This window comes from Kordia jejudonensis (assembly GCF_001005315.1).
Classification (GTDB): domain Bacteria; phylum Bacteroidota; class Bacteroidia; order Flavobacteriales; family Flavobacteriaceae; genus Kordia; species Kordia jejudonensis.
Map to the genome: position 1 here is coordinate 199,645 of NZ_LBMG01000002.1, position 15,781 is coordinate 215,425.

A 15,781-nucleotide genomic window follows, 5' to 3' on the forward strand; every position below is an offset into this window, starting at 1 on the left:
AAATACTTATAATCTACTAATTTTGTTAAATTTTAACAATTAACTTATATCACTTTGCCCTAAAACAACGGAGTCTACAAGCATCTATATTGCATTTTGTTGTAGTTTTCTCCATATTATTTAGACATTTTAGCAGACTAAGTTACGGTACTATTTTTAATTATTATGATAAATTATACAGAAGAATTCTATTCGTATATTAGGAAAAGATTTGACTGTATACTTTTAAAAAAAAAGTCATAAAAAAAAGCTTCTTTCCTACTGAAAAAAGCTTTTTTCTGTCTGCTAAGGCTCATATATTCTGCGCTTTCCATACATTTTTTGTACTACGAAGCACTTTGCAAAATAAATTGCATAAAAAAAGTTCCAATCTTGCGAAAGGAACTTTTGTTGGCCCACTAGGGCTCGAACCTAGACTCTTCTGGACCAAAACCAGACGTGTTGCCAGTTACACCATGGGCCAATGCTGTAATGCGGATGCAAATTTAAAACAAAGTTTGAAACGACCAAATATTTTTTTTAATTATTTTCAAGAAAAAATGATTCTTAACCTTTTCTAAAAAAATGTCCTCGATACATGATAAATTCTTAAATTCGCCGTTAGTCTTTATTAAATGTAATATTCATGACTTCATTAGATTTTAAAAAATGGAACACCATTCTAGGATGGGGAGTTTTTTTAATTGCATTATTAACTTTTAGCTTAACTGTTGAACCAACAGCAAGTTACTGGGATTGTGCAGAATATATAAGTACCGCTGCAAAGTTACAAGTTGGACATCCGCCAGGAGCGCCATTTTACCAAATGATGGGCGCTGTATTTGCTACTTTTGCTTCTGGACCAGAACAGATTGCCGTTATGGTGAACTATTTGTCTGTATTTTCGAGTGCATTTACGATTTTATTTATGTTTTGGTCTATTACCAATTTGGTGCAAAAAGTAGCACTTAAAAAACTTCCTGGTCAAGATGAAGAAGTCGAATTTACCGTTGGAAGACAAATTGCCGTACTTGGAAGCGGATTGGTAGGTTCACTTGCGTTTACTTTTTCAGATAGTTTTTGGTTTAGTGCCGTTGAAGCCGAAGTATACGCCATGGCAATTTGCCTCATGTCCGTTTTATTCTGGATGGTATTGCGTTGGGCAGACGAAATGCACAAACCTAGAGGCGATCGCTGGTTAATTTTAATCTCTTTAGTCATCGGATTGGCATTTGGTGTACATTTAATGGGATTATTAACAATTCCTGCTTTGGGAATGATTTATTATTTTAAGAATTATGAAAAAGTAACTACCGTAGGTTTTATCATAGCCAATCTAGTTTCCGTAGCTGTCTTATTTTTCGTGTTTAAATTTATTCCACCAACAACTTTGAGTATTTTTTGGAACATGGAAGTGTTCTTCGTAAATACCTTTGGAATGCCTTTTCATACAGGATATATTGTGGCTGGACTTTCGTTTATTGCTGTCTTTTATTTTGCATTAAACTACACTAAAAAGAAAAATTACAAATTATTAAATACCATTACACTTTGTTTGGCTTTCATTTTAATGGGATTTTCCACTTGGTTGATGATTCCTATTCGTGCAAATTCGGACATTGTTGTCAATGAAAATCAGCCTTCTAATGCGCATTTATTGTTAGCATATTACAACTTAGAACAATATCCAGAAACACATGTTTTGTACGGACCAATGTATACAGATATTTATGGCGGATTGGACGCAGATGAACCGTATATAGACGACAAACCAAGGTATGAAAAAGATGCAACGTTAGATAAGTATGTCATCGTAAATACGTGGAAAGGTGCCAAACAGAATTCAGATAGTAAACACAGAGGATTTTTACCAAGAATGTGGAGTTCAGAACATGCCGTAAATTATATGGAATTTGCTGGACTGCTCGATTTTGACATCAAACCACAATATAGAAGCGATCCACAAATTGTTAAAATCATCGACGATTTTAAAACGAGAGCCAAAAACGGCGAAATCTACGCTGAAGATTATGAAGAATATATCAAAAAAATTCGCGAGTATATTGATGTAAAACCACCAACTTTTGGGCAAAACTTGTATTACATGCTCAATTACCAAATGGGATACATGTACTGGCGTTATTTTATGTGGAATTTTGTGGGAAGACAAGATGATATTCAAGGAAAATTGGACAATCACGGAAATTGGATCAGCGGAATTAAGTTTATCGACGAAATGCATTTAGGAGCTTCGCAAGACAACTTACCTTCTGATGTTTTGAACAATAAAGCTCGAAATACCTACTTCTTTTTACCACTGATTTTAGGAATTATAGGATTTGTATTTCTATTGCTACGTGCGCCAAAACAATTTTGGGTACTTTTACTTTTCTTCCTCTTTACAGGATTAGCATTAAAAATATTCTTGAGCGAACGACCTTTTGAACCAAGAGAACGAGATTATGCGTTAGTAGGTTCATTCTATGTATTTGCCATTTGGATTGGTTACGGAGTCTATGCACTTTTCGATTCACTTCGTACGTATGTTGATGGAAAAATTGCCGCAGGCGCTATTACTATAGTCACTTTATTGGCAGTTCCGTTATTAATGGCTAGTCAAAACTGGGACGATCACGACAGATCAAATCGATACACGGCACAATCTACCGCAAAAGCATATCTCAATTCCATTGAAGAAGATACAGGCGCGATGATTTTTACCATTGGAGACAACGATTCGTTTGCGCTTTGGTATGCACAAAGTGTAGAAGGTTATCGTACAGATGTTAGAACCATCAACACAAGTCTTTTAGGAACCGATTGGTATATTGATCAAATGAAGAAACAAGCATTTGACAGCGATCCTGTTCCTTCCGAAATGACGCATGATCAATACAAACACGGAACACGTAATTACATTCGTTACGAACGTCATCCAGCAGTTTCAGACAGTACTGTTTGGGAATTAGATCGATTCATGGATTGGGTTTTAAGCGATCGTAAAGAAACGAAATACGGATACTTGCTTGATCAAGTGTATGAAGTTGAAGATGCTAACATTCCACAGAGTCAACGAAATATTATTTATTATCCTGTAAATAAAATTCGTGTGCCAGTAAACAAGGAAAATGCAGCAAAATATGTAGATCCAAAAGATCATGATTTAATGGTAGATTATATTGATATTGAATTGCCAAAAACTGCCATTTACAAAAACAATCTAATGATGTTAGATATGTTGAATCAAAACGATTGGAAACGTCCAATTTACTTTACAGGTGGAAGTTTTGACAAAGCGGAATACATTTGGATGAAAGATTATTTACAGCTTGACGGATTGGTGTACAAGTTGATTCCTATTAAAACAAAATTACCTAGCGAATTAGACATGGGACGCGTAAATAGCGAACTTATGTATGAAAATGTGATGAGTTGGGATTGGGGAAATGCGGATAGTGACGACATTTATCACGATCCACAAACGAGACGCCAAAGTGTTTCGTATAAAATAAATTTGGCAAAACTAGTAGAACAGCTCATCAATGAAGGCAAAAATGACAAAGCCGAAGACATTATTGATATTGCATTGGAAAAAATGCCAATTAAATATTTTGGTTATTATACACTAAACGAAGCTTTCGTTGATGGATATTTCAAAATTGGCAAAACAGACAAAGCCATTGCTGTTTATAATGAAATTAAAACAAAATATATTGAGTATTTAGAGTATTATAAAAGTGTAAAGATGAGTCAGCAATATGATGATATTGAAGATATTTATCTAAACTTAGAAAAATACAAAAGTCTCATCAGTATTTTAGATGTCAATGATCAAAAGGCAATGTTAGAAAAAGAACGCATGTTATTTCAAAACTATGTAGAAGGATTCAAACACCTTTTTGGTGCCGAAGACGCTGAGTAAGTTTAGTTGACATGAAATTATATACTGCAAAAACTCCCAAACTAGTGAAATTGTTATTTCCGAAACTAGTTTGGGAGTTTTCGGTTACTACCAAAACGATCTATCTTACATTTGATGACGGACCCATTCCCGAAGTAACACCTTGGGTTTTGGAACAATTGGCAACTTATCAGGCAAAAGCTACTTTTTTCTGCATTGGCGATAATGTAAAGAAGCATTCTGAAATTTATACTGAAATTATTCAGCAAGGACATGCTATTGGAAATCATACACAACACCATGTAAATGCTTGGAAGGTTTCTAATGAAACTTACATTTTAGATACAATAAATTGTGAAGAAACACTGGAAAACGCTTTAGAATCGCCCAAAAAAGCTAAAAACAAGCTATTTCGTCCTCCATACGGGAAAATTACACCTCAACTATCAAAGAAACTTCGAAAACGTGGATATAAAATAATTATGTGGAATGTATTGAGTGGAGATTTCGACACAGATTTATCGCCAAAAAAATGTTTATCAAATGTAGTAAAACATACAACTTCTGGAAGTATTGTTGTATTCCATGACAGCTTAAAAGCTAAGGAAAAGCTGAACTATGTGTTACCAAAAGTATTGGCACACTTTAGCAAATTAGGATATACTTTTGAACATATACCTGTTTAGACGTGTTCCGTAATAAGTCCGATAAGTGTATTCGCATCTTGCTCTCCACTTTGTCTCCAGACCATTTCTCCTCCTTTGTAAATCATCAATGTTGGCAGTCCTTTAACGCGAAGTGCTTCCGCTAATTCCTTATTTTTATCAACGTCTATTTTTATTACTTTGGCGCTATCGCCTATTGCAGCAGCAACATCGCGCAATACGGGATGCATTGCTTTTGACTGCTCGTTCCATTCTGTATAGAAATCTAACAAAATGGGAATATCTGCATTTATTAATTCACCAAATTTTGACATAAGCGAATGTTTTTATGTTTATAGAATTGCTATTTTTTTAACAAAAATAATAACAGTTCTGTATTACAAATGTACTATTTTCTTGCGATTATGCTACTTTCTCTCGTTTTTTCAGTTCTATCACAGTAATTTCTGGCCATATTCCGACACGTCCTGGAAAGGCTAAAACACCAAATCCGCGATTGACATGCAAGTATTTTCCAGCTTCTTCATACAATCCTGCCCAACGTGGATATCTATATTTTACTGGACTCCATTTGAAGTTTAAAAACGGAATTTCAATACCAAACTGCATTCCATGCGTATGTCCTGCAAGCGTAAGCTGAATCTTCTTTTCAAAGTCAATAATATTTGGTTCATCTGTAATTACTTCTGGATCTTCTTTCTCTTTTTGTCGAATTTCCATTTCCTTGTAATCAAAGTGTGAAGGATCATGCGATAGCAAAATATTAAATTCTCCATCTTCAACACCTTCCGAAGCTTTGCGCAAACTTCCACGTTTTGGAAAGTGACGAGAAGCGCCCCAATTTTCAACACCTAAAATATGCAGTTTTTGACCATTTCGCTCCAGCGTTTTTTTATTGTTCAACAACAAATTAAAGCCAATATCTTCGTGTACTTTTTCTATTTTTTTGTGATTATTATTAATTTCTTCTTGTGTACGATATGCATAATATCCGTAATCGTGATTTCCTAAGATAGAATACTTGCCGTCTTTGGCTTCCATACGTTTAAATGTGTCAATCCACGGATACATTTCTTCGGCAACCGAATTTACAATATCGCCCGTAAATACTATGATATCACTTTTTTGCTCATTGATTAAATCAACCGCGTATTCTACTTTTTCTTTATTATCAAAACTTCCTGAATGAATGTCTGAAATCTGCGTAAGCGTATATCCATCAAATTCATCTGGCAAATCATCAAAAAACATGGTATGTCTGATGACTCTGTAATCGTATTTTCCTTTGAATATTCCATACAAAAATCCTGCAAATGGTATTGCGGCAATTCCGAGTGCAAGTTGACTGATAAATTTTCGTCTGCTCGGTATTGCTTCACTAACGGTAACTCCATTGTGTTGAAAGTAATTGAACAAACTCGCAAAAAAGCGGAAAATATCTTCTGTAAATAAGAAGATTAGTATAAATAATTTTGGCACTAAAAACGTAAGAGCCATGGCAATCGCATATCCTGTAGACAAGCTAAAGCGTCCTTCGCGCTGTGTAAGACTGAGTTGGTAAAAGAAAATTCCGTAAATGGCAACCGTTACCACCCAAAACCCAATTAATATAATTTTATTACTGGTTAAGGTTCGAACGGCGGAAAATGTATATAGTTCTAGAAAAAGAACGATGGCGATGAGGATTATAAATCTCATTTGGGATATTTAAATTTTAACAAAAATACTGCTATTCTGGTAATCAATTTTGTGATTTACGGGAATTTTAACACTTTATAAAAAAACTCCCGAAATATTTCGAGAGTTTTTTTTGTTTTATGATGGCATATTTGGAATATCGTCAGGTGTAAAATCATACAACTCTTTCGATTCTTCTTCTTTTAGTTTCTTCACTAAATCTAACGCATCAGGCACAACATCACTACACAATACGATGAGTGAACCTTGTTTGGCGTTCTTCACAGCATGTAAAATTGCTTCTTTTTCCGATGGAATGATCGTTGTTTTCTTGTTTGGATCATGCATTTTTATTCCGTCGTCCAACATTTTAATGAGTTCTTCTTCTGTTTTTCCGCGTAAGCGTTTGTCTTGACGAATGATTACTTCATCAAACATTTCTGCGGCCAAAGCGCCCATTTCGTTATTGTCTTCTACACGTCTGTCTCCAATTCCTGCAATGATTCCAACTTTTTTAGTAGCATTTAAGTTATCTACAAACTGTTTCAAAGCGCGCATTCCTGCCGGATTGTGTGCATAATCAACTAAGATTTGGAAGTTTTTAAACTTGAATAAATTCAATCGTCCTGGTGTTTGCGAAGCTGAAGGAATAAACGTTTCTAATGCAACTCGCATATCTTCTAGTGTAAAGCCTTTTAAATACGCAGCAATTACAGCTGGCAATACATTCTGAATCATAAACGTAGCTTTTCCACCAAATGTGAGTGGAACATTTACTGCTTTTATGACGCGCATTTTCCATTCGCCTCTACACAATGTTATATAGCCATTTTCATAGATGGCAGAAATTCCACCACGTTTTTGCATGGCTTTTATTCGTGGATTATTTTCGTCAAGCGAGAATAATGCCACGTTCGCATCTACATTTTTACGCATAGCATATACCAAATCGTCATCAGCGTTTAAAATTGCCGTTCCATCTGGTAATACCGTTTCAGGAATCACGCCTTTTACTTTAGCTAATTGCTCAATAGTATGAATTCCTTTTAATCCTAAATGATCTGCGGCAACATTGGTAACAATTCCGATGTCACAGTTTTTAAATCCTAAACCAGCGCGTAACAATCCGCCACGTGCACATTCTAGTACGGCAAAGTTTACCGTTGGATCTTTTAGTACAAATTCCGTACTTGCTGGACCTGTACAATCGCCCGTCATTAATAATCGATTTTGAATGTATACGCCGTCACTTGTAGTATATCCAACTTTGTACCCTTTCATTTTTGCCATGTGTGCAATCAAGCGAGTGGTAGTTGTTTTTCCATTTGTTCCTGTAACGGCAATAATTGGAATGCGTGATGTTGATCCTGGAGGAAATAATTTATCAATCACTGGAGCTGCCACATTTCTTGGCAATCCTTCTGTTGGTGCTAAATGCATACGGAATCCTGGACCTGCATTTACTTCCAAGACTGCACCGCCTGTTTCCGAAAGTGGCTTGCTAATATCTGAAGTCATGACGTCTATTCCACAAATATCTAAATCGATAATTTTCGAAATCCGTTCTGCCATAAATACATTTGCAGGATGCACCATATCGGTAACATCTTCTGCTGTTCCTCCTGTACTCAGGTTTGCTGTATCTTTTAAAATCATCACTTCGTCTTTTTCCAAGACGGTTTCCAAGGTATATCCTTTCGCGGCAATTAAGGTTTCAGTAAGTGTATTTACCTTAATCATCGTCAATACTTTTTCATGTCCGTAACCTCTACGTTCGTCTTTGTTTACCTCATCAATCAGTTCTTGAATCGTAGATTTTCCGTCTCCCACAACATGTGCTGGTGTACGTTTCGCCGCAGCGACTAACTTATTATTGATTACCAATAAACGATAATCTTCTCCTGTTATAAATTTTTCAACAATAACAGATCTTGAAATTTCTTGTGCTTCTTTAAAAGCTACTAACGCTTCTTCATATGTATTAATATCAACCGTAATTCCGCGTCCGTGATTTCCATTAATTGGTTTTATCACTAACGGATAACCGACATAGTCGCAGGCACCTTTCAGGCTTCGTTCTCTTCGGATAATATCGCCACGTGGTACTTCAACTTCTGCTTGTTCTAGTAAGTATTTGGTATCTTCTTTATCGCATGCGATTTCAACACCAATATTGCTGGTTTCACTTGTTACAGTTGCTTGAATACGTTTTTGATTTGCACCATATCCTAATTGACAAAGTGAATATTTATTTAAACGAATCCATGGAATTCCTCTACTCGCGGCTTCTTCTACAATAGAACCTGTACTTGGTCCAAGACGTTCTTCTTCACGAATTTCGCGCATTTCTTGAATATCAGTTGCCAAATCGTAGTCTTCGCCAGAAATTAATGCTTCACAGATACGAACGGCTGCTTTTGCAGCATAGCGTCCTACTTTTTCTTCCATGTATGAGAATACTACATTGTATACGCCTTCTTCTCCATAACCACGCGTTCTTCCAAAACCTGTGTCCATTCCCGCTAAGGTTTGAATTTCTAATGCAATGTGTTCAATTACGTGTCCCATCCAAGTTCCATCGTCGACACGCATAAAAAATCCGCCTTCGCAACCTTCTGAACATCGGTGTGAATACATGGAAGGAAACATGGCTTTTAATCGATCGCCAAAACCATCGACTTTATTCGTTGGATATTCTTCCATTTCTTGAAGATCAAGCACCATAACGATGAGCTTATGCCTTCTCACTGACCAATAATTTGGTCCACGCATTGCGTTTATACTTCTAATTTCCATGTGTTGTTTGCTTTGGTTGGTTATTTAAACTTGTTTTATAAACCTAACAAGTTACGTTATAAATATAGAAAAATTTCACAGATATATTAGTTCTTTTCAAGATTCTATATCAGTAGGTTAAGATTAGCATGAAAAAACGGTCAGAGACAAAAAATTATTTTACTTTTGCACTCACAAAAATCACAATAACATGCAGCAGATCAAAGGTACATTGATTCCGATTGGAGGTAATGAAGATAAAGGTATTGAGGAAAATGAGCAATATACAGTAGAGTTTATTGACGATGGAATTCTATTTCATGTCGTAAAAGAAGCTGGTGGTGTTGATGCTAAAATTGTGGTTATTCCGACAGCTTCAAGTATTCCTGTGGAAGTTGGTGAGAATTATATAGATGCTTTTGCCAAATTGGGTTGTACAAATGTGACCGTTTTGGATATTAGAAGTAAAGAAGATTCGGAAAAAAAATCGTCTATCGAATTGATTAAAACTGCCAATTGTATTATGTTTTCTGGTGGAGATCAATCGAAAATTACAGATAAAATTGGTGGAACTACTATTCATGATATTTTAGCCGATCGTTACCGAAATGAAGAAGGTTTTGTCATTGCTGGAACCAGTGCTGGCGCTATGGCAATGGCAAACGAAATGATTGCTGGCGGAAGCGCTTCGGAAGCATTTATTAAAGGTGCCGTAACGATGTACAAAGGCTTAAGTTTGATTCCTGAATTGATTGTGGACACACATTTTATTCGTCGTGGACGTTTTGGTCGTCAATCGGAAGCGGTGGCTAAATTTCCAAATTTGATTGGAATTGGACTCGCAGAAGATACTGGAATGATTATTAAAAACGGAAACGATTGTACGGTAATTGGTTCAGGAATGGTAATTGTTTTTGACGGTTCAACCTTAACGCATAATAATGAAAAAGTGCTGAAAGAAGGAACGCCTATGACAATGGCAAATATGACCATCCATGTATTGTCTAACGGAGATCAGTTTGATATTAAAAATCGTAAAGTTTCTGTATTACCGATTGAAGCACCTTTCATATAGATGTTAGAGCGCTTCGCTGCTAGATGTTAGAACGGCTTCGCCTGTTAGACTTGTTTTTATATATACTACGTCATGCTGAACTTGATTCAACATCTCACATCTAGCAATTTTTATACAAAAAACTACTTATAAATTGAAACTTCCTCTACTCCATTTGAAGATTTGCAAGCTCTGTACATACCTTCTGTATTGAAAGGCATTGCAATGTTTCCTTTGGCATCAACGGCAATCAATCCGCCATCGCCACCAAGTTTTAAGATGCGTTCGTTGATAACTGTATCAGCCGCTTTTTCAAGTGAATATTCTTTGTATTCCATCAAACTTGAAACATCATACGCCACAACGCCACGAATAAAGTATTCGCCACTTCCCGTACATGAAACGGCACAGGTTTCGTTGTTTGCGTAGTTTCCTGCACCAATCATAGGCGAATCGCCGACACGACCAAAACGTTTGTTGGTCATTCCACCTGTAGATGTTGCCGCCGCAATGTTTCCATCTTGATCACATGCAACAGCGCCGACCGTTCCAAATTTTGAATCCTTCTTTAGCGAATGATCTAGTTGAAAAGAATCGGTTCCTTTAATTTCTTGCCATTGATTGTATCGTAATTCATCGTAAAAATACGATGGATCTTCCAATTCATACTTGTGCATTTTGGCAAAGTACATTGCGCCTTCTCCAGCCATAAACACATGTTCACTTTTGTCCATAACGTCACGTGCTAATGACACAGGATTTTTTATGCCTGTAATTAGTGAAACTGCGCCTGCATTTAAGGTTTTTCCTTCCATAATAGCTGCGTCCATTTCATGTGTTCCTTCCGCAGTAAATACACTTCCTTTTCCAGCATTGAACAAATGTGAATCTTCTAACAACTTTACGGCTTCTTCAACAGCTTCTACCGAAGATTTTCCTGCTTCAAGCAATGCATAACCTGCATCCAAGGCTTTTTGCAACGCAGCTTTATATTCCGCTTCCAATTGCGGCGTCATCATTCCTTTGACTAAAGTTCCTGCGCCACCGTGAATGGCAATTGAGATCGTTTGCATTTCGCTTTTTATTTGATGCTGCAAAATTACAAATTTGTTAGCATTAAAATTCAAGAAGCTGTATCAAAATATTTAGTGCACTTTTATTATTCAGTTAGAATCAGATATAAAATAGACTAAGAAAATCTTTTCTTTTAGTTTAGAGTATCAGCATTTCCACATTCAAGTTCAGAATACATACAAACAAAATTAGAGTTTGGAGAACATGTCGCATTTTGATCTGTTACTTCACACACAGTATCAAGAGAATGAAAGCATCCAGCAAATTCTGTAAAATTTATACAATGCACTTCATATGTAAAATCACTTGCGCATGTTAGATTCACCGTATTTGGACCTTGCCCAGTTATAGCAGGAAATACTAAACTAGAAATAGATTTTTTGTTCAGACGTAATGAGTTAAGATTTCTTTTTTTCATGATTTAAAATTTTATGATTTATTAATTATAAAACAACTTAAATATAGAAAATTCCGACATAAAAAAGAAATAATAATGTACTAATAAAACTGTTAAATGAATTCATGTTCACTTAACAATTTCATAAATTGAAGAAAATTTTAGTCTATTTTATCAGGCTGCGTTCTGTCAATATCAGCAACTTCTTGTGCGCCACCGTAAATGGCAATTGAAATCGTTTGCTTTTTTCTTTAATTTGATGAGCGAAATTAAAATTGTAATCCAATTTACTTGAAAATATTGAAAATGTATTTTAAAAAAAAAGCGCTTTCGTTCATATAACAAAAGCGCTTTTTCAAAGAAATTTACAACTATGACCAGCTGTCTATTTCTTTTTTAACTTCTTCTTTAGTTTTTCCATACTTTTCCTGCATTTTTCCTGCAAGTTTATCTAAACTTCCTTCTGCTTCGGTATACTCATCGTCTGTGATTTTTCCATATTTCTTTTTAAAATCACCTTTTATTTGATTCCACTTTCCTTCAAATTGATCTTTGTTCATAATAGCTATTTTTTGGTTGTTATTTATTTTATTCCAAGTTAAGGATAAAACGGTATCTTAAAAAATGTGACTGTTAAGATTTGGCATAGTTTAACGATTATAGATGTCTTTTAACATTTTCATAAGATTTACTTTATAAAATAAAAGCAAACGGATAATATACTAAAGTTAAATACTAGACTTTTATTGTAAACTCAACCTATAACTTGTATTATATGAATGGAAGTTTAAGTATTAATTATATGTGCAAAATAGCAACTCCACACGAATAACTTCTTTTTTATTCGAGAATCTTAGTAATATTCTTAAATTTGAATTTCCATCAAATTTTCGATTCATGGCAGACCAAAAACGACTTTTTTTACTCGATGCGTACGCGCTTATTTTTAGAGGATATTATGCTTTTATTAAAAACCCTCGAATTAACTCAAAAGGATTTGACACCTCAGCAATTATGGGGTTTACAAACTCTTTATTGGATGTAATCAAACGGGAACGACCAGATCATTTGGCGGTTTGTTTTGATAGAGGTGGAAGTGTTGATCGTGTGGAAGCTTTTCCCGAATATAAAGCCAACAGACAAGAAACACCAGAACCTATTACATTGGCAATTCCATATATTGAAAATATTTTGAAAGCCATGAAAATTCCAGTAATTGTAAAAGAAGGCTACGAAGCGGACGATATTATCGGAACACTTTCTAAAAAGGCAGAAAAAGAAGGATATAAAACGTTTATGGTAACGCCTGATAAGGATTTTGCACAATTGGTTTCAGAGAATATATTTATGTATCGTCCTAAGTTTGGTGGCGGATACGAAACTTGGGGAATTCCTGAAGTACAAGAGAAATTTGGTGTAGAACGTCCTGAACAAGTGATTGACTTTTTAGGAATGATGGGCGATTCTGTAGATAATATTCCAGGTTTACCAGGCGTTGGCGAAAAGACTGCAAAAAAGTTTTTAGCTGCGTACGGAACAATGGAAGGTTTGCTTGCCAATACACATGAGCTGAAAGGAAAAATGAAGGAAAAAGTAGAAGCTAATGGCGAATTAGGCTTACTTTCCAAGCAATTAGCAACAATTATGCTGGATGTTCCTGTAGAGTTTCATGAAGAGGATTTTGAGATGTGCAATCCTGATTTGGAAGCTGTTACAGAAATTTTCAACGAATTGGAATTCCGTAGATTACTTGACAATTTGATCAAGACATTTAAAACGCCAGAGGAAAATTCAGCGGAAGCGAATCCAAAAACCACCACGTCAAACACTACAAAAACAGCAGCTCCAAGCGGACAATTTGATTTGTTTGCAGCTCCTGGAGGCGGAAATGTTTCGGAAGAAGTTAGTATTTCTGGATACCAAACCATACAAACTACCGATCATTTTTATCAATTGGCAAATACGTCGTTGTCTCGAAAAATGTTACTTCAAAAACTATTGAAACAACAAAGTGTGTGTTTTGATACCGAAACTACAGGTTTGAAAGCGCTGGAAGTAGAATTGGTTGGAGTTGCCTTTTCATGGGAGAAAGGAAAAGGATATTATGTAGCTTTCCCAGAAGATCAGGCGGAAACAAAAGAAATTTTAGAAGAATTCCGTCCGTTTTTCGAAAGTACTACGATTGAAAAAGTTGGACAGAATTTAAAATATGATATCAAAGTATTATCAAATTACGATATGCCCGTCAAAGGACCATTATTTGATACGATGATTGCGCATTATTTAATCAATCCAGATATGCGTCATAATATGGACGTATTATCGGAAACGTATTTAAATTATCAACCAGTTTCTATTGTAGAATTGATTGGAAAGAAAGGGAAAAATCAATTGTCTATGCGAGAAGTGCCGCTGGAGCAACAAACGGAATATGCGGTTGAAGATGCAGATATTACATATCAATTAAAAGAGCATTTTATCAAAGAATTGGAAAGTAGTCATTTGACCAAATTATTCACAGATGTAGAAGTGCCGCTAGTAAGTGTACTTTCAGCAATGGAAATTGAAGGAATTAATCTTGATCCTGACTTTTTAGCTGATTTATCGAAAGATTTAACAACTGATGTTGATCGTTTAGAGAAGAATATTTTTGAACAAGCAGGCGAAGAATTCAACTTAGCTTCTCCAAAACAATTAGGTCCAATTCTGTTTGATAAATTAAAGTTGGTAGACAAACCTAAGAAGACAAAAACGGGTCAATATTCTACGGCAGAAGATGTATTATCATACTTAGCAAAAGATCATCAAATTGTGGCCGATATTTTGGAATGGCGACAGTATCGAAAACTACAAAGTACGTATGTTGACGCGTTGCCAAATGAAATTAACCCGAAAACGAATCGTATTCATACTGTATATGCACAAGCAGTTGCCGCTACTGGCCGATTGAGTTCTAACAATCCAAATTTACAGAATATTCCAATTCGTACCGAACGTGGACGTCAAGTTCGGAAGGCATTTATTCCGAGAGATGAAAATTATGTGTTGCTTGCCGCAGATTATTCGCAGATAGAACTTAGAATTATTGCCGCTTTGAGCGAAGAAGACACCATGATTAAAGCCTTTAAAGATGGAGCAGATATTCACGCTTCTACAGCTTCTCGTGTATTTAATGTTGCATTGGAAGAGGTAACACGCGAACAACGTAGCAATGCAAAAACTGTGAACTTCGGAATTATTTATGGAGTTTCTGCATTTGGGTTAAGCAATCAAACATCCTTAACACGAAGCGAATCCAAAGAGCTGATTGATACGTATTATGAAACGTATCCAAAGTTAAAAGCATACATGTCAGATCAAGTAGCATTTGCACGTGAAAACGGTTATGTGGAAACGGTTTTGGGTCGTCGTCGTTATTTAAAAGATATCAATTCACGAAATGCTATTGTGCGTGGTGCGGCAGAACGAAATGCTGTAAATGCGCCAATTCAAGGAAGCGCGGCAGATATTATAAAACTCGCCATGATTAACATTTACAATCGTTTTGAACAAGAAGGTTTTAAATCGAAAATGTTATTACAAGTACATGATGAATTGGTTTTTGATGCTCATAAAGATGAATTGGATATTATTCAACCAATTATTAAGGAAGAAATGGAAAACGCTTTTAAAATGAATGTTCCGTTAGATGTTGAAATCGGATTGGGTCAAAACTGGCTAGAAGCACATTAGTCGCAGACGTCATTCCGCACGTAATACGGAATCTCTGTTTTATTTTGTCATTCTGCAAAAGGAAGAATTATTATTATACATACACGAAGTTTTATGTTGGTAAATAACCGAAAACGAGCGTTAGGCATTTCGTTTCGGACAAGTTCCGATGCTGAATTGTCGTATGGTTTTATGAAAAAGGGAAAAAGAAAAGCGAACCGAAGTTCGCTTAAAAGTTAACATCCAATAAAGGTGTCATAACAAGGAGTCTCCCATACATACCCATTATCAGGATCATCACAACCACATTCGTGTCCACCTCTTATTGTTAATTGTACTTTTTTATTCAATAATTGAACTCCTTCGAGTTTTAAAATGTTTTTTAACATGATATGAATTTTAAATTAAGAATAAAATATAGCATAACAAATCATAAACTAATTACGGTTTTACCTTACTTAACACTAAAATAGTAGCTTTCTATTGTCTTGATAAGAAGCAATTATCTACTGCGAAACTGTAAAGGTTAAGTAATTCGTTGACAAAAA

Annotated in this window: 11 protein-coding genes and 1 tRNA gene; 4 read left to right on the plus strand and 8 right to left on the minus strand. The window is 35.5% G+C overall.

Annotation, left to right across the window (positions count from 1 at the left end; translation table 11 throughout):
* Nucleotides 1-390: 390 nt before the first annotated feature.
* Nucleotides 391-463: transfer RNA gene (locus tag AA089_RS01770), tRNA-Gln, on the minus strand.
* A 162-nt stretch (nt 464-625) separates the two neighbouring features.
* On the opposite strand from AA089_RS01770, the gene AA089_RS01775 reads away from it, so the two are divergent.
* Complete coding sequence (locus AA089_RS01775; protein ID WP_046755183.1) at nt 626-3,901, plus strand: DUF2723 domain-containing protein; 3,276 nt, start codon at nt 626-628, stop codon at nt 3,899-3,901.
* An 11-nt stretch (nt 3,902-3,912) separates the two neighbouring features.
* Nucleotides 3,913-4,566 carry a polysaccharide deacetylase family protein gene (locus AA089_RS01780; RefSeq protein ID WP_046755184.1) on the plus strand — a complete coding sequence of 218 codons (654 nt, stop codon included), beginning with the start codon at nt 3,913-3,915 and terminating at the stop codon, nt 4,564-4,566.
* Here AA089_RS01780 and AA089_RS01785 read toward each other — a convergent pair.
* The 3 genes from AA089_RS01785 to cphA form a co-directional block, all read right to left on the minus strand.
* Entirely contained in the window at nt 4,563-4,859 is a 297-nt protein-coding gene (locus AA089_RS01785) for a thioredoxin family protein (protein ID WP_046755185.1), read from the minus strand. The genes AA089_RS01780 and AA089_RS01785 overlap by 4 nt on opposite strands.
* A gap of 88 nt (nt 4,860-4,947) precedes the next feature.
* The gene (locus AA089_RS01790; protein WP_046755186.1) at nt 4,948-6,243 is read right to left on the minus strand and encodes a metallophosphoesterase; all 1,296 of its coding nucleotides are present in this window, start codon (nt 6,241-6,243) and stop codon (nt 4,948-4,950) included.
* Between the two features lie 117 nt (nt 6,244-6,360).
* Nucleotides 6,361-9,018 carry a cyanophycin synthetase gene (gene cphA, locus AA089_RS01795; protein ID WP_046755187.1) on the minus strand — a complete coding sequence of 886 codons (2,658 nt, stop codon included), beginning with the start codon at nt 9,016-9,018 and terminating at the stop codon, nt 6,361-6,363.
* Nucleotides 9,019-9,208: 190 nt separating this feature from the next.
* Here cphA and AA089_RS01800 point away from each other — a divergent pair, with 190 nt between their 5' ends.
* A complete protein-coding gene (locus AA089_RS01800; RefSeq protein ID WP_046755188.1) occupies nt 9,209-10,072 on the plus strand; it encodes a cyanophycinase in 864 nt (287 codons plus the stop codon).
* A gap of 122 nt (nt 10,073-10,194) precedes the next feature.
* Here AA089_RS01800 and AA089_RS01805 read toward each other — a convergent pair whose 3' ends face one another.
* The 3 genes from AA089_RS01805 to AA089_RS01815 all read right to left on the minus strand — a co-directional run bounded on the left by AA089_RS01805 (nt 10,195) and on the right by AA089_RS01815 (nt 12,082).
* Entirely contained in the window at nt 10,195-11,124 is a 930-nt protein-coding gene (locus AA089_RS01805) for an isoaspartyl peptidase/L-asparaginase family protein (RefSeq protein WP_046755210.1), read from the minus strand.
* A 134-nt stretch (nt 11,125-11,258) separates the two neighbouring features.
* Entirely contained in the window at nt 11,259-11,543 is a 285-nt protein-coding gene (locus AA089_RS01810; RefSeq protein WP_046755189.1) for a hypothetical protein, read from the minus strand.
* A gap of 350 nt (nt 11,544-11,893) precedes the next feature.
* Nucleotides 11,894-12,082, minus strand: a complete 189-nt coding sequence (locus tag AA089_RS01815) for a CsbD family protein (RefSeq protein ID WP_046755190.1) — start codon at nt 12,080-12,082, stop codon at nt 11,894-11,896.
* 337 nt (nt 12,083-12,419) lie between these two features.
* Between AA089_RS01815 and polA the strand changes: the two genes are divergently transcribed.
* Nucleotides 12,420-15,254, plus strand: a complete 2,835-nt coding sequence (gene polA, locus AA089_RS01820) for a DNA polymerase I (protein WP_046755191.1) — start codon at nt 12,420-12,422, stop codon at nt 15,252-15,254.
* 215 nt (nt 15,255-15,469) lie between these two features.
* Here the strand turns inward: polA and AA089_RS24470 are convergent, their stop codons facing one another.
* Entirely contained in the window at nt 15,470-15,622 is a 153-nt protein-coding gene (locus tag AA089_RS24470) for a hypothetical protein (protein WP_156168859.1), read from the minus strand.
* Between the last annotated feature and the right edge of the window lie 159 nt (nt 15,623-15,781).